The following is a 21,604-nucleotide window of genomic DNA, read 5'->3' as shown; positions in this document are numbered from 1 at the left end:
TTCGCTCCTCGCTAGGCGTTGGCGTTTCCCGTCTCAGTGGGGTCGCATTATAGGGAGATCCGAAAACAGATCAACCCTTTTTTTAGATCTTTTTACTGTTCGAACAAAAATAGAACAAAACCACATAAAACCATGCAAAACATTTCCTAAACTGATGCTTTTTTATGCTCTTCTTTATTATTTAATACAAATATCATTGCTATGTTTGATTTAGACGTTAAGATAGCAAGTTCACAATGTTAAATTAATGTTTATTTCCTGTTTATTGGTAGATCTAAAATGAAATTACCCGATCAAAAAGCTTTTATCTTTTCAGTTATTCTTGCTGTAGTTGGTTTTATTGTTGTTAAGTTTGCTTTAGCAAGCTTAGCACTAGACCCTGCACTTCTATTTGGTGTTGGCTTATTAGTAGGCGCACTTGTTATTGCAGCAATGTCGTCTGATGTTACTGAAGAAGCCGAAGTAAAAACAAAGACTCTTTATGTTGGCAATCTTCCTTATCGTGCAAACGAAGGTGTTGTTCGTGCATTATTTGAAGAACAAGGCAAAGTATTCAATGTTCGTTTATTAAAGGATAAGAATACTGGCAAGCGTCGTGGTTTTGGTTTTGTTGAAATGGCGCAAGCTGATGCAGACAATGCAATTGCTAACTTGAACGATAGCGAGTTCCAACAACGTACTTTAAAGGTACGTGAAGCAAAACAAAAACAAGAAGACGATTCTAATGCTCTACGTACTGAGACGGATCAGTCAGTGTAACTAGCTTTACCGCTAGCTTATTGCTAAACACATCAGCCGTTGCATAATATTGCAGCGGCTTTTTTATGTCTGTTAGTTTATTCACGTATAAGTTAAGTTGGTTAAGTAGGTAGTTGACTCTGTTTGCTATCGCTACACCTGAATCAAGCAATTTTACATTCCCTTCAAAATACTGACTAATCGGCTCTGCTAATATTGGAAAGTGCGTACACCCTAGTATAAGTACATCTATAGTTTTATCTATATTTAGGTCATCAAGCACTTGGTGCAACTTGTTTGTATCCAAAGAGTCTGTAAAAAAGTATTGCTCAGCTAAGGTTACTAACTCCACACTGCTATATAGATTAACGATTACATTACGTGCATGTTCAGTAATTAATGTTTTAGTGTATGAACTGGCAACCGTTGCCGGTGTGGCTAATAAGCCAATATGATTTGAACGTGTTAATTCTGCCGCAGGCTTTATTGCTGGCACAACACCTACTATAGGAATATCCGTCATTTGGCGAACAGCGCTAAGTGCTGATGTAGAAGCGGTATTACACGCTATTACTATTAAATCAACGTTAAGCATATTAGATTTGATGAAATGAATAAGTGAGCATAATCGGTTAATGATTGTTTGCTGGGATTGAGCACCATAAGGTAGTAATGCATTATCCATAAAATAACTGTACTGAGCATTGGGGATACTTTGCTTTATATGCTCAAGTACTGTAGTTCCACCAATACCTGAATCAAAGACCATTATATGCGCTGACAAACTACCGTTCCCACTTTACTTTAAGAACGGCAGTTTGCCATGAGGTATTTATAAAAGAAAGTAGTTTAACTTTGCGTGGTTTCTAAATCAGCAAGATCGTCGGCCGCCGAATTTAACTGATTAAGGTTTTCGAACATAGACTTTGTGTAATCTACTAACTTATCTATTTGTTCCTGATCTTGATTTAGCCATTGTAGAATGCCAGCTAGTTGATTTTGTAATCCAAGCTCACCCGCTTTTTCAAAAGCATTTTTAAGGTCGTCATTAAAAGGGGCTAAACCCTCTGCTATTTGTTTTTCTGGTGCTGGTTTATATTCTTCATAGCTTTTAACTGATGCTATTGTTTTTGTTTGACGTAAATCCATAGAAAAAGCCACCAGCTGATCGCTGTCTAAACTTAGCTCTTGCGCTTGTTCAAATGCTTCATCTAAATCACCATCAAAAAAGGTTTTACTTAAATCTTGTAAGTCTTCCATCATCGCATTAATAGCTTCTTGCTCTTGCTCATTTAAGTCACCATTAACCGACATCGAAAATGATACCTGTCGAGATTGCGATGATGAGCTTGCAAACGACTCGCCATTATTGTTTTGCTGATAGCCACTTGCCGACTGAGATTCAAATGCATCTGCAAAGCTAATACTTACCTCGTCACCTTCTGCGGTGGTAAATTTATACTCTGCATTACTCGTCATACTGACATATTGAGCCTGGCTTATATTTATACTGGCAGGTTGTGGGTTAAATAACGACTCTTCAAACTTATCAAGTCCATTGTAAATACCCTCTTTAGACTTATTAATGCCCTCTTCCATGTCGTTATTAAATACGCCCGTACCTTTGAGTTCATCAACAGCGTCGTCAATCCCTATTTGGACGCCTTTGCGCGCGTCGCCTAACATATCTTTGAGTTTTTCGTCATCAGCGCCGTTAGCTTTTGCTTTATTAACAGCACTACTTACAAAATCGAGTACATTTTTTACTATTTCATCAAAATCAAATAGTGGTTTATCTGCTTTTTTTTCTGCGATAGGCAATCCAAGCTGCTCAGCCATTTTATCGCCAAGCACCTTTGCAGCCAACTCTCGGCCTCGTTGTTGATAGCTATCTTGAGGAGACGTAATTGTAGGTTGCTGTATATCAGCTTTATTATTGAATTTATTGATGTTGTTGTTTGGCGTAAAGCCATAATTACCTATTTTCATGATTCGTCTCCTAAGCGTGCGTAGTTTATTATCGGCTATAACAACAAAAACTAAAGTACAATGTTCAATAAAACAGCATAAATGCTAGCCAAAACTAGACAAATACGCAGCGCTCCCTACAATAGCGCCGATAAACAGATCTTAGATAAGGTAGTAGCGTTAATGGCAGTTATTAAAATAGATACCACACAGTACCAAGCGCAGTTAAGTGAAAAAGAGCAGCGTATTAGTGCGCAGTTTCAACGTTTTGGTGTGGAGCAATTAGAAGTATTTAGCTCAGAGCCAACTAACTACCGCCAACGTGCTGAATTTAGAGTATGGCACGACGGTGACGATCTGTTTCACATTATGTTTGATCAACAAACAAAAGAAAAAATCCGTGTTGATACGTTTGACCCAGCAGCGCCTCTAGTAGGTGAAATCATGCAGGTGATGATTGAGCATCTTAAACCTTGTGAAATATTACGTCGTAAGTTATTTCAAATCGATTACCTATCAACGCTAAGCGGTGAAATTTTAGTAAGCTTGCTTTATCACAAACCACTTGATGATGAATGGTTAAGTGAAATTAAAGCACTGAAAGAAAAACTAAGCAGTAAATACAAAATTAACTTTATAGGTCGTGCTCGCAAACAAAAAGAAGTGTTGGGTGATGACTTTGTAACTGAACGTTTAACAGTTAATGGTCAAGAGCTTATTTATCAACAAGTAGAAAATAGCTTTACTCAGCCTAATGCAAAAGTAAATATTAATATGCTGGAGTGGGCACAAGATTTATGTAAACCACTTAAAAATGATTTATTAGAGCTGTATTGCGGTAACGGTAACTTTTCAATTGCGTTAGCAGGTTCTTTCAATAAAGTATTAGCTACTGAAATATCAAAATCATCTGTTCACTCTGCTCAATACAACATTGCTAAAAATAACGTAGAGAACCTAGATATTATTCGTATGTCGAGTGAAGAGTTTACTCAAGCAATGAATGGTGAACGTACTTTCTCTCGTTTGGATGGTATTGACCTTAAAAGCTATGACTGCCAAACCATATTAGTTGATCCTCCGCGCGCAGGCATGGATGAATTAACGTGTGACTTAGTCGCTAATTACGAAAGCATAATTTATATATCGTGTAATCCTGAAACCCTTGAGCGTGACCTTGATCACTTAACACGTACACATAATGTTAAGCGCTTTGCTATATTTGATCAGTTCCCTTACACACATCACATTGAGTCAGGTGTTTTCTTACAACGCAAATAACTAGCCAAAATTAAAGTGCCAGTACTTTTATAAGTGCTGGTATTTGCTCTTCACTAAATACTTGAATCCCATTATTTATTAATAATGCTGCAGTTAAACCTAGTCCTTCGATTTTTACTCCGCGATGCTTTCCATCATATATTGTATTTCGTCCGCAAGAAGGGCTCGATTCTTTAAGTAGAGCAAAACGCACTTGATTCTTTTTACAAAGTTCTAGCGCTATATTAGCTCCAGTTTGGAACTGTTCTGTTACATCTTCTCCTAAATTAGTAATTACACTCCCCTGTATTATTTCAGCAGGAGCTCTAGGAGTAGGAAGCCCACCAGCAACCTCAGGACAAAATATAATTAATCTATTTTGCTTTTGCCACAAATTAAGCTGTGGATGTAAAATTGCATGTCCTTTACCATCGTAGCGAACAGAATGCCCTAGCAAGCAACTCGATACTAATATTTTTTCCATAGCTACATCCTTATAAATCAAAAAAGCTCCCTAAGGAGCTTTTTTAGTTTTAGCTAAACTTACTTGTTAGCTAAGTAGTTAATTAGCTTACTAATGTCTTCTGGTTCAGTAATACCCGACTCACGACCTAGGTTCAATTTATATTTACCATTTACAATAAATGTAGGGACGCCACGTAGTGCGCCTTTTTCTTTAAAGTAATCTTGATCGCGTTTCATTTTAGAGCTTAGCGTACGTACAGAAAAGCTTTTAAACAGCTTATCAAACTTATCGCCATCAACACCCTGTGCTACAAATATATCTTTTACATCTGCAAGCTCATTAAATTTAGCGCGCTTTGTATGAATATGATTAAAGATTGCAGAAATAATCTGATCTTTTTGCGGAAGTACTTCTGCAGTAGCAAGTGCTTGGCTCATCATTTGTTGATTCTCTGGGTCGCGTACACCTACGAAATCAACATGGCTCTTTTTAAATTTAACGTTTTTATCAAGCTTAGGCTTAAACTCACCAATTAGTGCTTCCATGTTATTACATGCAGGGCAGTAAAATGAGAAAAACTCTTTAATTTCTGGCTTTTTAGTTGCGCGCTCAGAAACAACGTCGTAATGCACGCCTTCTTCATACGTTGCTGCAAAGCTTGTTGCCGCCATAGGAAGTAATACTGCAAGCAAACCTGCTTTAACTAATTTAATCATTATTATGCTCCGAAATTTATAGTGCTAATAAAAACGCTACTAACTCATCAAGTTCTTTTTGATTTTTGATGGTGTTGAGGTTTATTTTATATTTATCGTTAACAATAAAAGTAGGAACGCCAGTAAGTGCACCTAATTTAGAATATTTGTTTTGTTTGTTTTGCATTGCTTGCTCAGCTGAAATAATTGGCATGCTAGCAATATCTTGATCAAATGTTGCACTATCAATACCATTTACTTCAAGTAGCTTTTTAACGTCTTTCATTTCAGTTAAAGGAGCACGTTGAACATGAATACTTTTGAATATTTGATCGCTAATACTTTGCGCTTGACCGTGTTGCTTAGCAATCAAGTAGGCAAAGCTTAAATTACTTTGCGCTTGCGGTGATACACCACCTAAAAAGTTAACGTGATTTTTAACAAATTCAGCGCCTTCAGGTAAACCCTGTTCAATTGCTTTTGCTACTGGTTCGAACTTGAAGCAATGTGGACAGTAAAACGAAAAGAACTCCGTCACCTGCGGTGATGCGCTTTTGTCTACATTAATAACCGTATATTGGTTATCAGCTTCAAACTGTGCAGCAAATGCTGCAAATGGTAAACATAAAAGTAGTAAACTCAGTTTTAATTTTTTAAGCATTGATATCTCGCTGTACTTGTCTTTAAATAAAATATTACGGCAATAACTTTAACGGCGCCTCTTGCAGTACTGCAAGTTGCTCTTTCAACGCTAAAATTTGTTGCTCCCAGTATTTGTCGTCAGCAAACCATGAAAAATTCCGAACAAAAGCCGGATCGCTCCATCGTTTAGCTACCCATCCCATATAATGAATAATACGCATTGCCCGCAGAGGTTCAATCAATTTGAGTTGAGAGTGATCAAAATCACAAAACTCTTCATACGCATTCACAAGGGTGTCTAACTGTAACAGTTGCGTAGATCTATCGCCACTGAGCATCATCCATAAATCTTGAATTGCAGGTCCTTGGCGACTATCGTCTAAATCGACAAACATTAGCGCATCCCCTGCCCACAAAATATTACCTACGTGGCAGTCGCCGTGTAGGCGAATACTTTGCACATCTTTATATTGTTTTTGTGCCTGATCTATCACTAAATCTAAAATAGTGTAAAAGGCTGTACTAATCCCCATTGGCACTAAGTTACTTTTTTGAAGATGAACTTTTGCTGTATGCAGATATTCGTCACATGTAACCGTTGGTCTGTAAGCAAAGGGTTTGGTTTTAGCAACTTGATGCATTCGACCAATCAAACGCCCCATTACGTCAAGCTGATCTAGGTTATCAACCTCGAATAAGCGCCCACCTACGCTCGGAAATAACACAAATAAGTAACCTTGATGCTCAAACAAGCTTTGCCCATTATGTAAAATAGGAGCAACAACGGGTACTTCTGCATCCGCTAGTTCAAATGCAAAGTCGTGCTCTTCTTGAATTTGCTCCCTACTCCAACGTTCTGGACGATAAAACTTTACTACGTAACGCAAACCATCATCGGCTTTAAATTGATACACTCTGTTTTCGTAGCTATTGAGCGCCAATAAACCAGACTCGGCGTAAACACCTACGCTTTCTATTGCATCGAGTATTAGGTCGGGTGTTAAATCAATAAAACTAAATTTACTCATACTCTTCTTATATAAAAATAAAAGCGGGTTATATACCCGCTTTTGTTAATTGCTATATCAACTTACCTAATTAAGGTCGATTGTGATTATCGCGCTTTGAAAAAGTTACTTGACTGCGATATTGTCTCATCTGGCTCACCTACTGGTGAAAGTACAAAGTTAAACTCTGTCATCGGCACTTTCAAATCATAAGGGTCCATTACAAGCGACAATGGCACGTTATGAGATTGCCCTGCCTGCACAGTAAATGATTGGTTCCCTATATACTTAAAGTTATCTAACCCTTGTACTTTAATATTAAAGGTTTGCTCGTACTGCGCTTTATTAATTACCTTTAATGTATAGGTGTTCTCTACTAAACCATCAAAATCGACACGATATAATTGGTTTCGATCGCGAATAATATCAAAATCCATTGTTTTTCGCAGTACGATATTAGCTACAAGTGCCCCCGTAAGCACAACAAGTATGACCGTGTAACCAATGATTTTGGCTCGTAGTGGATTCGTTTTATTTTCCGGAGTTTCAAGATTTCGCTCTGTTGTATATGAAATAAGCCCACGCGGGTATTTCATTTTATCCATCACACCATCACATGCATCAATGCAAGCACCACAGTTAATACACTCAGCTTGTAGCCCATTTCTAATATCAATACCTGTTGGGCATACTTGAACACATAAATTACAGTCTATACAGTCGCCCAGTTCTAAGTCTTCATGATCTACTTTACGTGAACGAGGACCACGGCTTTCACCTCGGCTTTCGTCGTACGTTACTGTGTATGTGTCTTTATCAAACATGGCTGATTGAAAACGTGAATAAGGACAAATGTGTAAACACATAATTTCTCGCATCCAACCCGCATTACCATAGGTACACGCAGCAAAGAAGATAATGCTTACCAATGCATAACCACCTACATTAAACGTTACAAAATCAGGGAGTAGCTCTCTTATTGGCGTAAAGTAGCCTACAAAAGAAATTGCTGTATATAAAGAAAACAGAACCCAACTAGAATGCTTTGCCGTTTTTCGCCAAAACTTATCAAAGCTCATTGGTCGCTCATCGAGCTTTTTACGTTGGTTAGCAGTACCTTCAAACTTTTCTTCAAACCAAATAAATATAAAGGTCCATACAGTTTGCGGGCAAGTGTAACCACACCACACCCGTCCATAAAAGGTGGTCACTAAAAACAGCGCAAACGCTGCCAACATAAAAATAAACGCTAATATGGTGAAATCTTGTGGCCATAGCGTTAAGCCAAAAATATTGTATTTCTGACCCATTAAATCAAACAGTACCGCCTGCTGATCGTTAAAATTAATCCATGGGAGTACCATAAATGCAAGCATACCTAAAAAGCCAATCTGTTGCCTTAATAGTTGATGAAGACCTTTTACAGCACGCACATAAATGCGGTTTCCGGGGTTGAACCTGTCATCTTGACGGCTCAAATCCGGCTTTTGGATTTTTACCTCTACAGGGATATTTTTTACTTTAATTTGTTTGTCCATCGAAGTTCCTCAACGCCGCTTGGAAATAAAAGTTCAGCAATATTCAGGTGCACTACACGGTGAAGAGTAGCAAGTTACTTACTAAACGAGTTTAGTTCAATAAACCACCACTTGAATACTTTCAGATATTTCAGAAATATCTGACTGCTGCTAGCTATTATACCAATATTGATTAAAATTACTGGCATAGATTGCTAATAATTTATTCACCTTAGTTACTTGCTTTTAAAATGCATTTTATTACACTGCATAGTAATTCAACCCCACTCAGATCAAGGTTTACGCTTTCGTGAAAAAATTTATTATATTAGTAATTGTGATCCTTGCCTTATTTACTATTGATCACCCACTTATAAAAGAGCCTAGAGAAAAACTTTTAGGCGAAGGAATTGGCTTTTTAAGTGACTCAACAAAAATGAATCGTGGTCCAGCAGCTAACATGGCTAAAAACCTAATTAGCTCACAGTTAAAGTTGTCAGAATCTGAGAGTGAATATATAGAAAAAACATTCACGACAAATGACTCAGTACAGTTATTTCATTTACGTTATTGTCGTGAACGCGATCTAAATTTGTACTTTTACGATGACCGTTTAAATACAGTATGTAAAATAGTGTCTGAATCGTTAGAGCAAAAGCGAGTAAAGTAATGGATTTTTCAGTATTAAATAAAAAAACCAGTGACTCATTCCACAAACAGCGCAATATACTTAAAAAACTAGGGCAAGGAAAAACAATAAAGTGTGAGAAGTGCGATGGTGTGTTAAAGCTTGATTTAGCGACTGGTGAATCAAGTAAAGGCGTAGTTAAGTGCAAACAAGGCTGCACTAATATTATGCTAGAGCTAGGCGCTTAAAGCATTATTTGTATATGGTTACTTACATACTCATTAAATATTAAGTAACCAAAATTCTAAAAAATAATTACTCGTCCCACCCTTCATCGGTATACAAACCACTGTTGAGCGCTACTATCTCAATAAGCTCAGCAAAGCCTAATGCAAAGTCGCCCATTAATTCGTATTGCTGTAAACAGACCTGCTGCACATCAATATTATTTTGAGTCGCTATCAGCGTTATGGTTTGCTCATCTAAAGCAAAAAAGCTTAATGTTGCTTGGGCACTTTCTAAAGCTTCTTTATATTCTACTTCTAATTGCTCTGCACCTAATAACTTTTGAGTATAAACAGTTGTTGCTTTTAAAAAGCCTTTACTCCAGTTTCTACAAAAATCATTACTGTATGCTGTTGGTAATTTATAACCCACTTCAAACACTTGCTCGCTAATTTGGTGGTATAACGCCATAAATAAAAATAGTATTTCTTCATCCAAATTATTAGCAGTGCTTGGTAATATTTTTTCAATCCACTCGTGTACATCTAACGGATCTGGTGAACAAATAACACCAAATAAATAGCCTTGGCTTTGCGTTAAGGTCATTGCCTTTGGCTGGGTGTCTAAAAAAGTGCTGAGCTGCTTTGCATGTAGCTCAGTAAATTGGGGTAATTGCATCAAAACTCTTTATTTATAAGTATTAAAAATTGAGCGGGTAACGACCTTGGTTATCTGGTCGACCTAAAAACTTAACCGCGTCATGTACATCTTTAGGTAAGCTGGCATCAGGTTTAACGTAACCGGCTACTCTAAAATCAAAATTAGCTTTAAGTGTAGCATCTGCCTCAAGACCCAACGTGTTATCAGGGTCAATTAATATAGCCACATCACCCGACTTACAACTTAGCTTTCCACCTAGTGGACCAATGTTAAACCAGCCATTTAAGCCTTGTACGTCAATATCAGGACTCGCTATTTCACCTTGTAATGACTCACAGTAAGGCTCACCCGAAGTGTATTCATTAAGCTCTAATATTACACGTCCTTTTGCAGTAACTGGCAGCGGTAATTGAATACGTTGCATTGCTCGCTCTACCGTTGAGCGTACAAGTCCATCGGTTACTTTAACTGTATTGTTTAATAATCCGTAACTGACATCCGCATAACCCGAAATATCACTACGCTCACGTGGATCACCAAATTTTAAATTCACATTTAACTGACCTGTAAATAATTGCCATCCAGAAATATCCCAACGTACATTATTTAATTGCTCACCTTCGTAGCGTAACTGCATCATTTGCCCTTGCCACACACTGCCTATAGTTTGACCTACCTCTAATTGTTTAGGCAAATAAGGCTTAGCTAAATCAAGTGCTATAACAGCAGGTAGCTTAACAATACAAAAAATAATAAAGCTAAGTAAAAATACGATAGATAACGTTATTGTTTTTTTCATCAATTAATTCTCTAATACCAAACGACTTACACGCACATAACCCGGTTTATCGTCACGGCTTAAATCTAAATTTTCAACTCGAATTCCATGCTGACTCACCAGTTCATCAAGCCACTCTATAAGTTGATTAAACTCTATTGAATCGAGCGTTAAACGCAGTGAATCATCACTTGGCTGCATTTTACTAATTGTGATTTTATAACGCCCACGAGTTGAATTAACAATTTGGCTTAGATTTTGGGTGCTCGAAACTTTTGTATTACCTGCAGCTTTAAGCTGAGCAATACTTTTATCAACCCAAACTAATAGTTCTTGCTGTTTAATTTTTGATTTTTCAGCCTGTTCTATCGCATTATTTAACGGTCTAAATATTCCCATTACAATAATAAAAATAATAAAAATACCACCAGCTATTATAACTAACTGTTGCTCTTGTTCTTTAAGTGAGCGCCAATATTGTATTAACTGCTTTTTCATACTGTACCTCGCAGTTTAATTTCGCCTACAACAAAGTCACCGTCGTTATTTAGTGAGCCTTGATCTACTGTTAAACCCTGTTTTTCGAGTAATGCTTTAACTTTACCAAAAGTTTGAAAATCTTTAGCTCTTGCACGAATACGCAATTCATTACGACGATTATCATAACGCAATGTCTCAGGTGTAAATTCACTTACTTGTGAAAACACATCAACTAAATTAGTTGTTAAATCTAAAAATCCAGCATCACTTGAACCCTGTATTTTTTTAAGTTCACCCATAATTTGGCTTTTAACAAGTTGTGGGCGCACTTTAGTGCCAGGAAAAGCTGTTTGATAACGTTCAACGACTTGTGTTTTAGCAATTTCTAACTGTGTATTTAATTGATTCAACTCAATAGCTTTTATCGCGATAGTCGATACCAACGCAACACCAGCAACAATGGCAGCACTTTTCCAATATCCCCACCATAATGTACTTTTCTTTTTAAGTTGGTACATTCCTTGGCGAAGGTTAAATTTAACGTGTTCGAGTTGTTTAGCAAATAATGCTAACGGCAAATCATAGTCACTGGTTTGAGGTAATAAGTTTACACTCTCAGGAAATTGGGTTGCAGGGCTAAAGTGCTTTATATCAGGGTTGCCCGTTGCCGTTAAATAGCCACTTAACCAACTTCTTTCCACTGCACCTATTCGCCAGTGATCTTGCTTAAATAACCACTGATTATTAAGCTCTATCGCTGTTACCGTACCTTCATCTGCAGGAGGTAATAACAAAGCATCTGGTAATATTTTATATACCGATAAACTATACTCTGTAAATAATGCAAGCCATCGCTCAAACCATTCACGATCCATCATAGCAACACGTATTCCATGTTGCTCTCCAACCATCGTTGATTCACCCACAGCAATAAATAAATCATCTACATCGCAGGCAATATCTTCTTCGAGCATATATGGCAATGCTTGTTCGAGTTTACGGTTCCATTTAGTTGGCAAAGCAACTGTTTTTAGTTGTACTTGATCACAAGGAAGCAACACAACGACTTCACGACTTTGTGCTTTTTCAGTGAGTTCACTTAAATGGCTCGCATCCGATAATTCACCACTGGCTATTATTTCTTGTTCTTGTGGTGAGTATATTAACCAGTTAAGTAATTCTTGCTCGGTTTGACCCGTGCGGATCAACAATATTTCTGTCACTGTACGCCTCCAAATTTTCGCGCCAGTATCGTTACATCGCCATTTGAGGCATACAGTAATGTGGTCATCGAAAAACGCAGATCGACAAAGTTTGCCTGCGTTTGTAATTTAAAATATTCGCTACTTACGCTAAATAAGTTCTCGACTGCTTTAACGTTTTGTCCGCCTTGCTGTTGTACTTCTTCAAAAAAATCTTCTTTATTATCAAAACCGGCTTGCGGTCGGGCTGCTATAACGGCTTCAGCACCAGATAAGCTTAACTCATCAATTAATGCACTAAGTATTAGGGCCTGATCGGACGTTAATGTGTTTATATTAATAGAAAGTAACGTACTCCCCGGAATAACGCATACAAAAGGTAATACCTTTTCCATTACAAGCGGGTTGAAGCCCTTAACTAAACGAAGCTCTGAAGTTGATGCAAATAAGCTATTAGCAGTCATATAAGGGAAATCACGCGATAAGTACTCACCTTCTTCAGCACCTGAGCGATACGTTATGCTGTCAGCATCAAGCCAATCAAATACACTATCCGCCATTGTCTCTTCTGATTCATCACTTGGTAAGTCTTCTATATTCTCAAGTAATGCAAACAATGCTTTATGTGCAGGATTTGTTTTACTTACACTATTTGAATCGGGTTCTACACCAAGTGCATTTAAATTTAGGCAGGCCTGTAAATCCGTTATTTTTCCACTTAACGTACCGTTTTCAACTGGGTATGGTATATCTCCCTGCGTAGCCCACACTTGTTCTAGCGTTGTTTTGTCAGGGTCATCTTTTTTGCTTTGGATTAGTGCTTTAATAGCAAGTTCTTCTGCTCCGTAAGCGTACCACTTAGCCTGTTGATGACCTTGTAAATTGGTACTCTTTTGTACCTGCACCATTAAATTAGCGCTCATTTCCACCGCTAAAACTGCGGCTAATGCAACCATGAACAGCACTATAACAATTGCCGCACCACGAGAAGATTGATGACCCATTATTGCGTATCTCCGTCATTTTGTTCGGTACCAGTAGACGTTGTTGTACTTGGAGGTGTAATCACTTTACCCTGCCCTGGTACTAAAAATATGCGACGAATAGGTTCAAGTTCTATTTGTTGTAATGTAACGGCAACTGCTTTTGGTAATGCTTTAATTTCCCATTGATCTTGCCATTCATTTTTGTCATCTAAGAATTCAAACTTGAGCTCTTCAATATTTTTAAGCACAACTTGAACTCGTGGTTCAGTGTTATCGAGTTGATCAACATACACTCGATAAACTCGCTCTAAATTATCGTCAATAACTCTATAGCCAACAGCTTGAAGTTCAGAACGCGGCAATAAGTTGATTGGATTTACCCAGCCATCGCGTACAAACGCTATTCCATCATATTGACTTTCAAGTATATAGCGTCCCGCGAGTAAATATAAATCTTGTTCGTCGCCCGACTCATTGCGTACAACACGTTTTGTCATTTGACTAAAATCTTGGTCCATAAGCCTAAATGTAGTTTGCAAACCATTTAGCTCTGCTATTTTCTCATCAGAAGCATCTTTGGCTCTCGTCGTCGTTTCTAATATTTGATGAGTCGCAATAATAACAAAAGCCAAAATACCTAAAGCCACCATCACTTCTAGTAACGTAAACCCTCGCTGCTTCACTTACTTATTACCTTTATTTAAATAAGTTGAAAGCTCATATACAGAGTGCTCATACTTTTCGTCACTAAAGACATTGATCGTTAATTTTACGAAACTTTTATCTGCAGTAGCAATAACATTTTGCTGCCAAAACCACTCCACACCTGCCATTATTTCACTACCACGCAGTTTATCTTTACCTTCCCACTGCTCGCCTTTGGTACGCTGCTCTATCATTACATTTTCAGCAACCCACGAAGCGTAAGTTTGATCCTCAATACTCGATAAGTGATGTATATGCTCACTAGTTGCTTGCATTGCAGCAATGCCCGTCATAGCACAAATACTTAAGGCAACTAACACTTCTAATAAGGTAAAACCTTTACTGGTATTCATTACTCTGGCTCTCGGCGTAAGTTAACTGGTGCGGTAAACTCACCCTCAATAAAGTAAACAGGCTCACTTTGCTCTTTTAATTCAAGCGTAAGCTGAAATGCACTTACTTCTCCAGATGATAATATAAGCACTTGTGGAATTTTAAGTTCCCTAAGTTCTAATAAGCTATCTTCATCACCACCGCTCATTAGTTCGCGCCAATTAGATTGTTCAAGTAAGTTATCTGCTGCCCATGCTAAGTCTTCAAGGTTAAGCGTTAACTTAAAGCGCTCATCAAATTCAATCGGTTCAAATAACTCTTCTCTATCAAATGTTATCCATTTTTCGCCATCAAAAACTAAGAACTCAAATATATTATTATCAACCTGAACTCCTAACTCGACTTGGTTCAAAATAGCAAATTCAGATGCCATATTAATGGTGGTATGTAGCCTAAGAGCTTGAGTGTCTAACGCATCTTCCGCGCCACCTTCTAAGCTATATACCACCATTTTGGTGGCAAAAGCGATGATCACTAATACCACTAAAATTTCTATTAAACTGAAGCCTCTGCTTTTTGAATGCATACGTTTAGAGCTTACTTTCATAGTAAGCTCTGGTTATTAACGTACGAACACAAAATACGATTAATCAGCATTATTGTTTCTCAGGATCCCAGTTACCAATATCATCATCAGTTCCCACTTCACCGTCAGGACCAATAGAGAAGATATCAAATTTACCTACTTCTCCAGGGCTAATTAACTGGTATGTATTACCCCATGGATCATCTGGTAACTCACTAATAAAACCACCATCAGGAAAGCGCTTAGGAACAGGCTCAATGCTTGTTTTATTTACAAGTGCTTCAAGTCCTTGCTCTGTGCTTGGGTAGCTCTTATTTTTAAGTTTATAAAGGCTCATTGCATCTTCAAGTTGTTGAATATCCAAGTGCGCTTTATCAATAGCTGCCTCTTCTTGTTGACCCATAATATTAGGCGCTACAATTGACATAATCATTCCGATGATAACCAGTACCACCATCACTTCTAGTAAAGAAAAACCTGATTGTTTATTCACGTAATTACCTCATTATTCTAAAAACACTAAACAAAAATGGTTTAGGTAAAACCATTAATATATAAAAAATTAAAGCCCTACGGCTTTATTCATTGCCATAATTGGCTGTAAAATTGCCATCACTATAAACAATACAATCACTGCCATTGAAGCAATCATTGCAGGTTCTAATAGTTTTAGCGATACGTTAACCATGCTTTCAAATTCACGGTCTTGGTTATTTGCGGCTCGCTCTAACATCTGTTCAAGCTCACCGGATTTTTCGCCACTGGCTATCATGTGTAGCATCATTGGCGGAAACAACTTTGTTTGCTGAAGTGCAGCTCTTAAGCTTGCTCCTTCACTTACCCGGTCGGAAGCTGCTGCAACCGCCTTCTTAATTTTTTCGTTAACCAAAACACCACCCGATATACGCATACCTTCGAGTAGTGGTACTGAGCTTGACGATAAAATACTTAAAGTACGTGCAAAGCGGGCAGTATTAATACCACGTGCAACTTTACCTATACCTGGCATATGGAGTATTCGGTCATCCCACCAAAAACGAATTTTTGGCTGTTTTAAAGCATGTTTAATACCTATAGCAATACCAGTAATAGCAATTAAACTAATAAACCAATAATTTTGTACAAAATGACTACCCGCCATTACCCACTCTGTTGTCCAAGGTAATACTTGTTTAGTTTTTTCAAAGGTTTTTAGTATTTTAGGAACAACCGTGCCTAATAAGACCGAGACGATACCAATCGCAAATATAACCAAAATAATAGGGTAAACCATTGCTTGAGTAATTTGACTGCGCATATGCTGGCGCTGCTCGGTATAGTCAGCAAGTCGATTTAATACTTGATCTAAATGACCCGACTTTTCACCTGCTGCAACCATTGCTCGGTATAAATCATCAAACACATGTGGAAATTCACTCATACCATCGGCAAGTGTATAACCTTCAACAACTTTTGAACGTACTGACATTAACATACGCTTTAAGCGTGGCTTCTCACATTGCTCAGCAACAGCCATAACAGCACCTTCGACTGGCAATGCTGACTGAATTAATGTTGCTAGTTGACGAGTAATAAGCGCCAGATCAGAAGTGGATATAGAAGGTTTAAAAAAGCCACCTAATAATGAAGTTTTTTCGCCTTTAACTTGTTTATCACCTTGTGCTGCTGGTGATACTTCGAGTGGCGTTAGTTTTTGGTCACGTAAAATTTGGCGAATTTGCTTAGCTGTATCAGCTTCTAAAATGCCCTTTTTTTCTTTTCCTTTGCCATCTAAGGCGCGGTACTCAAACGCCGCCATAACTAACCTTCCTCACGGGTAACACGCAGCACTTCTTCAAGCGTTGTTTTACCTACAAGCACACGACTGCAACCATCTTGACGAATACTTGGGCTTTTTTTACGAATGTATTTTTCTACACTTTGCTCGCCTTTGCCGTTGTGAATCATTTCACGTATTGTTTCGTCAACTACAAGTAATTCATGAATACCAGTACGACCTTTATAGCCATTAAAATTACATTCTTCGCAACCTACAGCACGGTATATAGTTGGCTCACTCTCAAACGGCACACCCAGTAACTGACACTCACCTTCATCAGCAACATGACCTTCTTTACAACTATTACATAAGGTACGCACTAAGCGCTGTGATAAAACACCAAGTAAAGATGATGAAAGTAGAAAAGGTTCAACACCCATATCTTCCATACGGGTAATAGCACCAGATGCAGTATTAGTGTGTAAAGTAGACATAACCAAGTGACCCGTAAGAGATGCTTGCACACCAATTTGCGCGGTTTCAAGGTCACGTATTTCACCGACCATAACTACATCAGGGTCTTGACGTAAAATAGCACGTAGCCCCCGAGCAAATGTCATATCTACTTTTGTATTTACCTGTGTTTGACCAATACCTGGAATTTCATACTCAATTGGATCTTCAACGGTTAAAATGTTGCGATCGCGCGAGTTAATTTGGCTCATACCTGCGTACAAGGTGGTACTTTTACCAGAACCTGTAGGTCCAGTAACCAAAATAATACCGTGAGGTTTACTAATTAAATCAGAAAATAAAGCACGGTTTGGCGCTGTCATACCTAAATCTTCAAGGTTTAAACGCGCGTTATTTTTATCGAGTAAACGCAATACTACGCGCTCACCAAAACTAGATGGCATTGTAGATACGCGTACATCAACTGCGCGACCAGCAATACGTAAACTAATACGACCATCTTGTGGAATACGCTTTTCGGCAATATCGAGTTTAGCCATTACTTTAATACGAGATACGAGTAAAGACGCTAATTTACGATTAGGCTTAAGTACCTCTTTAAGTACACCATCTACTCTGAAACGAATAACCAATTCTTGCTCGAAGGTTTCGATATGAATATCGGATGCACCTTCTTTGATCGCTTCACTAAGCATAGCGTTAATAAGCTTGATAATTGGCGCGTCGTCGTCGCCGGCAAGTAAATCTTCTGTCTGAGGAAGCTCATCAGCAAGTGAGAATAAATCAACCTCGTTACCAATGTCTTCCATCATCTGCTGGGTTTCAGAGCTATCTCGCTGATATGAAGCTTCAAGTAATAGTTCAAACTTGTCATCCTCAAGCTGCTCTAATGTAAAACCATAGCCCGCAATGCGACGTACTTCTAAAAGTACTTCTACATCAAGATCTCCACGATAATATACGATTCGATGATCTTTGTTTTTGCTTAGTAATACTCCAGCACGCTTAGCATATGAAAATGGTAAGCGCTTTGCTGGAAGCTCAACAAGTACATCACTTGTTAATAGTTCATCCTGATTATGCGTACTAGGATGAACCACATCTTGGTTTATCTCTTGAATCGCATTAGTCATCATTCTTCTCTTGTTGATCTTGCTGGCTGCGTAAGTGCTCTTCGTACGTAGGTGGCAGCACTAATTCGTCATTCCATTCAGGCAACACAGGCGTATCAGTGTTAGGCATTAGCTCTATGCCATCATCACTTTCTTTTACTTGCGCGTTACGTATAAAGTTATATTTATTAAAACTTAACTTATTCATACTTATGCCATCTCTAATAATAGTGGGACGAATAAATACGATTAAATTACGTTTGCGCTTAGTGGTATTAGTAGATTTAAATAGATGCCCTATAATAGGAATATCACCAAGTATTGGTACCTTAGATACACTTTCTTGCACATCTTCATCAATTAAGCCACCAAGTACAACCATACCACCGTCGTCAGCCATTACTGTTGTTTTAATTGCACGTTTATTAACTGAAATATCAACGGCAGTTGCACCACTCACACTCGATACTTCTTGTTCAATAGTAAGCAATACAGCTGAGCCATCATTAATCTGTGGCGTAACCTTTAACATTACACCCACTTCTTGGCGTTCAACTGTTTGGAATGGGTTAGAGTTATCACTTCCTGTTTGAGAACCTGTAATTATAGGTACTTCTTGACCCACAATCATTGAAGCTTCCTCATTATCCATTGTTGTAATGGAAGGCGTCGCTAATATATTTGAGTTAGTGTCGGTAGAAACGGCTTGAATAATTGCGCCCCAGTCACTTTTTACAATACCAAACGCTAAGCCATTAATACCGCTAAGCAATGAGGCTAAACTAGAGTAGTCACCATTAGTTGTTTCGTCGAAACTCGTAACCGTACCAGTCTCAGTTCCAATCACTGTTTGTGTTGTTGTTATATCTTGAGCTTCTACACCCGCAACAGCTAACGACCCAACCGGAACCGTAGAGCCATTATTAAACTGTAATAAACCACCATCTTCAGAAATCCACTGTGCTCCTAGGTTCACACCGTCAGATTCCATCACCTCAACAATAATAGCTTCTACCAGAACTTGAGCACGACGAATATCAAGTCGCTCAATAACAGATTCAAGTGAGCGCATAGTATCGGGCTGAGCCGTAATAATTAATGAGTTTGAACTTGGGTGAGACTCAATGCTGGTATCGTTACTATTACGACTGCTTGTCTTAGCCGCTCCACCTTGACCATCATCTACTAATGACTTACTAACACCTTGTAGTACCTTAACTAAATCTTCAGCTTTAGCGTAATTTAGGTAAAATACCTTTGTATTGCCCTGACTTTCTAACTCGCCATCAAGGCGTTTAATTAGTTCAATTGCACGAGTGCGAGCTTGGCCTTCACCACTTACAATAACGCTGTTGGTACGCCCATCAGCAACTACTTTTGGAATTAAAAACTCAGGAACACTGCCTTTACCGTTGTCTTTGTAAATATTATCTACAACTGAGACAACATCATCAGCAGTGGCGTATTTAAGCTTAACAATATCAACACGCTTATCACCCGCTTGATCCACTGAGCGAATAATCTCAACTAAACGATTAACTGATGCAGCATGACCCGTTAACATCATTACATTCGCAGCATTAAAGTTAGCAACATGCCCGCCATCTTTTTGATCGCTAAACTGGCGAACTAATGGACCAAGTTCTTGTACGCTTACGTTTTTAACACGCACAACGCGCGTAATCATCATGTCGCCGCTGGCTTCATTACCATCAGTAATTAATGGCACATTAGATTTTTTAGCATCAGAACTTTTTTCAACCTTAATAATGCCATTATCCATTTCAACAGCCGAATAGCCGTAAACTTCCAAAACATTTAAAAAGAACTGATAATAAAGCGACTCATCCATAAGCTCATAACTACGCACATTAACTTTGCCACGCACATTAGGGTCGATGATGACTGTTTTATTAAGGTTTTTACCAACAATATTAATAAACTCGTTGATATCTGTACCTTTAAAGTTAGCAGCGTATTCAACAGCTGAAACTGACAATGAAATACTTGCCGCTAAAAAAAGTGCTGCATACTTAGCTAACCCTTTCTTAATTTTATTGAGGTGTAGCACCTGAACCATTATGTTAAAACTCCAAAGCTAAGTTATTGCAGGCTAAATTGCACATCTATTTGTTCACCATCACGTTCTATAGTGATATTGGCATCAGTACTATTTCGCAGCTCATTAATAGCTGACATGGCCTGTTTTAAATCTGTTAATTGATAGCCATTAATTGCAATAGCTAAATCGTTATTTTGTAATCCCATTTGCTTAAATAATTCGGGCTCTTTACCTGGACTTAAGCGGTAACCAATAAGCTCTCCATCGCTCATTGCTTGCGAAACGCGTATATAGTCAAATAACTTTCCTGGTTCTTCGAGTAGTTCTTCACGCGTTTCTATTATTGCTTCTTTTACTTCGGGATCAGCCGTTGCATTTATTTGCTGATCACTTGCTGCTAATTCAAATTGTTGTGGTCCCATATCCGCATCATCGCGGGCAGCTAAAACAGGCATTGATACTTTTTTAGTAAAATCTAAACCATCAAGCATTAATGTTTCAAACCGACCATTCACACTCAAAATCACACGATCTGGTAATATTTGCGATACTTTACCTCTTGTACCTTGTATAACGTCTTCAACAAGGTAGCTCACTTGTTTACCTTGTGATTCAATAATTGCCATGCCTGCTTGGTCATCATTATTTACAGCAACGATGCCAGTTAAGTTAATACTTAAACGTGTTTCAGGTGCATTGTTAATAACCTGCGATTGCTGTGCAGCATTATTGTTATTTGTTACAGTTACTTTACCAAATAAAAATTGCTCAATAATATGCTGCGCTGAGCTATTACTAACGCTTTTTGATTGATTACCTTGATGCATTGGGGTAAGTGGTGACATAACTGGTTTTGGCCATAAAAGCCAAACTAACTGCGATAATAAAAAAGCAAGATAAACAACAACTAACAGTGTAACTAATGCACTTAATTTAGCGTGCGGTAAGCGAGTTAAAAATTGTTTAAACTGCTGAATTTGTTGTTCCATAAATAATGTTCTTATTTTAATTTACTGCGTAAGCGCGTACCCATAGTACCCTTTCATTTTTCATTCAACAAGCGCACTAATATTAAACTTTGTAAACGAAATGAATAGCTTCACCATGTTGTACAAAAAGAAAGCACTCGTTGTAATACCTTCATCCTAAGATGATTTCATGATAAATTTTAAGTTATAAAAATAATGGATAAAATTCCTTATGAGTAAAAAAAGTAATGCTAAGTTAAGCTCAGACCATGCAGACGAGTTAAAAGTTCGATTAGATAAATGGTTATGGGCGGCTCGCTTTTATAAAACACGCGCAGCCGCTCGAGAAATGG

24 protein-coding genes and 1 pseudogene are annotated in these 21,604 nt (G+C 38.1%); 5 read left to right on the top strand and 20 right to left on the bottom strand.

The window, feature by feature from the left end; genetic code table 11:
- The first annotated feature begins 279 nt into the window (after positions 1–279).
- A complete protein-coding gene (locus L647_RS0100715; protein ID WP_024609508.1) occupies positions 280–759 on the top strand; it encodes an RNA-binding protein in 480 nt (159 codons plus the stop codon).
- Here L647_RS0100715 and murI read toward each other — a convergent pair.
- The gene (murI, locus tag L647_RS0100710; protein WP_024609507.1) at positions 722–1,522 is read right to left on the bottom strand and encodes a glutamate racemase; all 801 of its coding nucleotides are present in this window, start codon (positions 1,520–1,522) and stop codon (positions 722–724) included. The two genes, L647_RS0100715 and murI, sit on opposite strands and share 38 nt — an antisense overlap.
- A gap of 65 nt (positions 1,523–1,587) precedes the next feature.
- Positions 1,588–2,727 (bottom strand): DUF5610 domain-containing protein, encoded by a 1,140-nt coding sequence (locus L647_RS0100705; protein WP_024609506.1) that lies wholly within the window; start codon positions 2,725–2,727, stop codon positions 1,588–1,590.
- Positions 2,728–2,889: 162 nt separating this feature from the next.
- Between L647_RS0100705 and trmA the strand changes: the two genes are divergently transcribed.
- Positions 2,890–3,987: a tRNA (uridine(54)-C5)-methyltransferase TrmA gene (trmA, locus tag L647_RS0100700; protein WP_024609505.1), complete on the top strand. Its 1,098-nt coding sequence runs from the start codon at positions 2,890–2,892 to the stop codon at positions 3,985–3,987.
- Positions 3,988–3,997: 10 nt separating this feature from the next.
- Here trmA and L647_RS0100695 read toward each other — a convergent pair whose 3' ends face one another.
- From L647_RS0100695 to ccoG, 5 genes are all read right to left on the bottom strand, one after another.
- On the bottom strand, positions 3,998–4,450 hold the full coding sequence (locus L647_RS0100695) for a DUF523 domain-containing protein (protein ID WP_024592131.1): 453 nt from the start codon (positions 4,448–4,450) through the stop codon (positions 3,998–4,000).
- A gap of 59 nt (positions 4,451–4,509) precedes the next feature.
- Entirely contained in the window at positions 4,510–5,148 is a 639-nt protein-coding gene (locus L647_RS0100690; RefSeq protein ID WP_024609504.1) for a thiol:disulfide interchange protein DsbA/DsbL, read from the bottom strand.
- A gap of 16 nt (positions 5,149–5,164) precedes the next feature.
- Positions 5,165–5,788, bottom strand: a complete 624-nt coding sequence (locus L647_RS0100685) for a thiol:disulfide interchange protein DsbA/DsbL (RefSeq protein ID WP_024609503.1) — start codon at positions 5,786–5,788, stop codon at positions 5,165–5,167.
- A 34-nt stretch (positions 5,789–5,822) separates the two neighbouring features.
- On the bottom strand, positions 5,823–6,797 hold the full coding sequence (locus L647_RS0100680; RefSeq protein WP_024609502.1) for a serine/threonine protein kinase: 975 nt from the start codon (positions 6,795–6,797) through the stop codon (positions 5,823–5,825).
- Positions 6,798–6,883: 86 nt separating this feature from the next.
- Positions 6,884–8,314 (bottom strand): cytochrome c oxidase accessory protein CcoG, encoded by a 1,431-nt coding sequence (ccoG, locus tag L647_RS0100675; protein WP_024609501.1) that lies wholly within the window; start codon positions 8,312–8,314, stop codon positions 6,884–6,886.
- A gap of 289 nt (positions 8,315–8,603) precedes the next feature.
- Here ccoG and L647_RS0100670 point away from each other — a divergent pair, with 289 nt between their 5' ends.
- Both L647_RS0100670 and L647_RS0100665 read left to right on the top strand, forming a co-directional pair.
- On the top strand, positions 8,604–8,963 hold the full coding sequence (locus L647_RS0100670) for a hypothetical protein (protein ID WP_024609500.1): 360 nt from the start codon (positions 8,604–8,606) through the stop codon (positions 8,961–8,963).
- Complete coding sequence (locus L647_RS0100665; protein WP_024609499.1) at positions 8,963–9,169, top strand: hypothetical protein; 207 nt, start codon at positions 8,963–8,965, stop codon at positions 9,167–9,169. Before L647_RS0100670 ends, L647_RS0100665 begins: the two co-directional genes overlap by 1 nt.
- Before the next feature lie 67 nt (positions 9,170–9,236).
- Here L647_RS0100665 and L647_RS0100660 read toward each other — a convergent pair whose 3' ends face one another.
- The 13 genes from L647_RS0100660 to gspC all read right to left on the bottom strand — a co-directional run bounded on the left by L647_RS0100660 (position 9,237) and on the right by gspC (position 21,272).
- Entirely contained in the window at positions 9,237–9,824 is a 588-nt protein-coding gene (locus tag L647_RS0100660; RefSeq protein WP_024609498.1) for a UPF0149 family protein, read from the bottom strand.
- A gap of 22 nt (positions 9,825–9,846) precedes the next feature.
- Positions 9,847–10,605: a type II secretion system protein N gene (locus L647_RS0100655; protein WP_024609497.1), complete on the bottom strand. Its 759-nt coding sequence runs from the start codon at positions 10,603–10,605 to the stop codon at positions 9,847–9,849.
- 3 nt (positions 10,606–10,608) lie between these two features.
- Complete coding sequence (locus tag L647_RS0100650; RefSeq protein ID WP_024609496.1) at positions 10,609–11,082, bottom strand: type II secretion system protein M; 474 nt, start codon at positions 11,080–11,082, stop codon at positions 10,609–10,611.
- Positions 11,079–12,287, bottom strand: coding sequence for a type II secretion system protein GspL (gene gspL / locus L647_RS0100645; protein WP_024609495.1), 1,209 nt, complete (start codon positions 12,285–12,287; stop codon positions 11,079–11,081). Before gspL ends, L647_RS0100650 begins: the two co-directional genes overlap by 4 nt.
- Positions 12,284–13,270: a type II secretion system minor pseudopilin GspK gene (gene gspK, locus L647_RS0100640; RefSeq protein ID WP_024609494.1), complete on the bottom strand. Its 987-nt coding sequence runs from the start codon at positions 13,268–13,270 to the stop codon at positions 12,284–12,286. The genes gspL and gspK overlap by 4 nt, the downstream gene beginning before the upstream one ends.
- On the bottom strand, positions 13,270–13,935 hold the full coding sequence (gspJ, locus tag L647_RS0100635) for a type II secretion system minor pseudopilin GspJ (protein WP_024609493.1): 666 nt from the start codon (positions 13,933–13,935) through the stop codon (positions 13,270–13,272). Before gspJ ends, gspK begins: the two co-directional genes overlap by 1 nt.
- Positions 13,936–14,310, bottom strand: coding sequence for a type II secretion system minor pseudopilin GspI (gspI, locus tag L647_RS0100630; protein WP_024609492.1), 375 nt, complete (start codon positions 14,308–14,310; stop codon positions 13,936–13,938).
- Positions 14,310–14,897 (bottom strand): type II secretion system minor pseudopilin GspH, encoded by a 588-nt coding sequence (gene gspH, locus L647_RS0100625; RefSeq protein ID WP_024609491.1) that lies wholly within the window; start codon positions 14,895–14,897, stop codon positions 14,310–14,312. The genes gspI and gspH overlap by 1 nt, the downstream gene beginning before the upstream one ends.
- 49 nt (positions 14,898–14,946) lie before the next feature.
- Complete coding sequence (gspG, locus tag L647_RS0100620) at positions 14,947–15,369, bottom strand: type II secretion system major pseudopilin GspG (protein ID WP_024609490.1); 423 nt, start codon at positions 15,367–15,369, stop codon at positions 14,947–14,949.
- Between the two features lie 69 nt (positions 15,370–15,438).
- Positions 15,439–16,674: a type II secretion system inner membrane protein GspF gene (gene gspF / locus L647_RS0100615; RefSeq protein ID WP_024609489.1), complete on the bottom strand. Its 1,236-nt coding sequence runs from the start codon at positions 16,672–16,674 to the stop codon at positions 15,439–15,441.
- Between the two features lie 2 nt (positions 16,675–16,676).
- Positions 16,677–18,242: a type II secretion system ATPase GspE gene (gspE, locus tag L647_RS0100610; protein WP_024609488.1), complete on the bottom strand. Its 1,566-nt coding sequence runs from the start codon at positions 18,240–18,242 to the stop codon at positions 16,677–16,679.
- Positions 18,235–20,301, bottom strand: a complete 2,067-nt coding sequence (gspD, locus tag L647_RS0100605; RefSeq protein ID WP_024609487.1) for a type II secretion system secretin GspD — start codon at positions 20,299–20,301, stop codon at positions 18,235–18,237. Before gspD ends, gspE begins: the two co-directional genes overlap by 8 nt.
- A gap of 23 nt (positions 20,302–20,324) precedes the next feature.
- Positions 20,325–21,272 carry a type II secretion system protein GspC gene (gspC, locus tag L647_RS0100600; RefSeq protein ID WP_024609486.1) on the bottom strand — a complete coding sequence of 316 codons (948 nt, stop codon included), beginning with the start codon at positions 21,270–21,272 and terminating at the stop codon, positions 20,325–20,327.
- 211 nt (positions 21,273–21,483) lie between these two features.
- Here gspC and L647_RS1000000126300 point away from each other — a divergent pair.
- A pseudogene (locus L647_RS1000000126300) lies at positions 21,484–21,604 on the top strand (heat-shock protein); the annotation flags it as partial.

It is taken from the genome of Pseudoalteromonas sp. TB64 (assembly GCF_000498095.1).
In the GTDB taxonomy this organism is placed as follows: domain Bacteria; phylum Pseudomonadota; class Gammaproteobacteria; order Enterobacterales; family Alteromonadaceae; genus Pseudoalteromonas.
The sequence above is the reverse complement of the archived record's forward strand: the minus strand, read 5'-3'. Positions and strand labels throughout refer to the sequence as shown.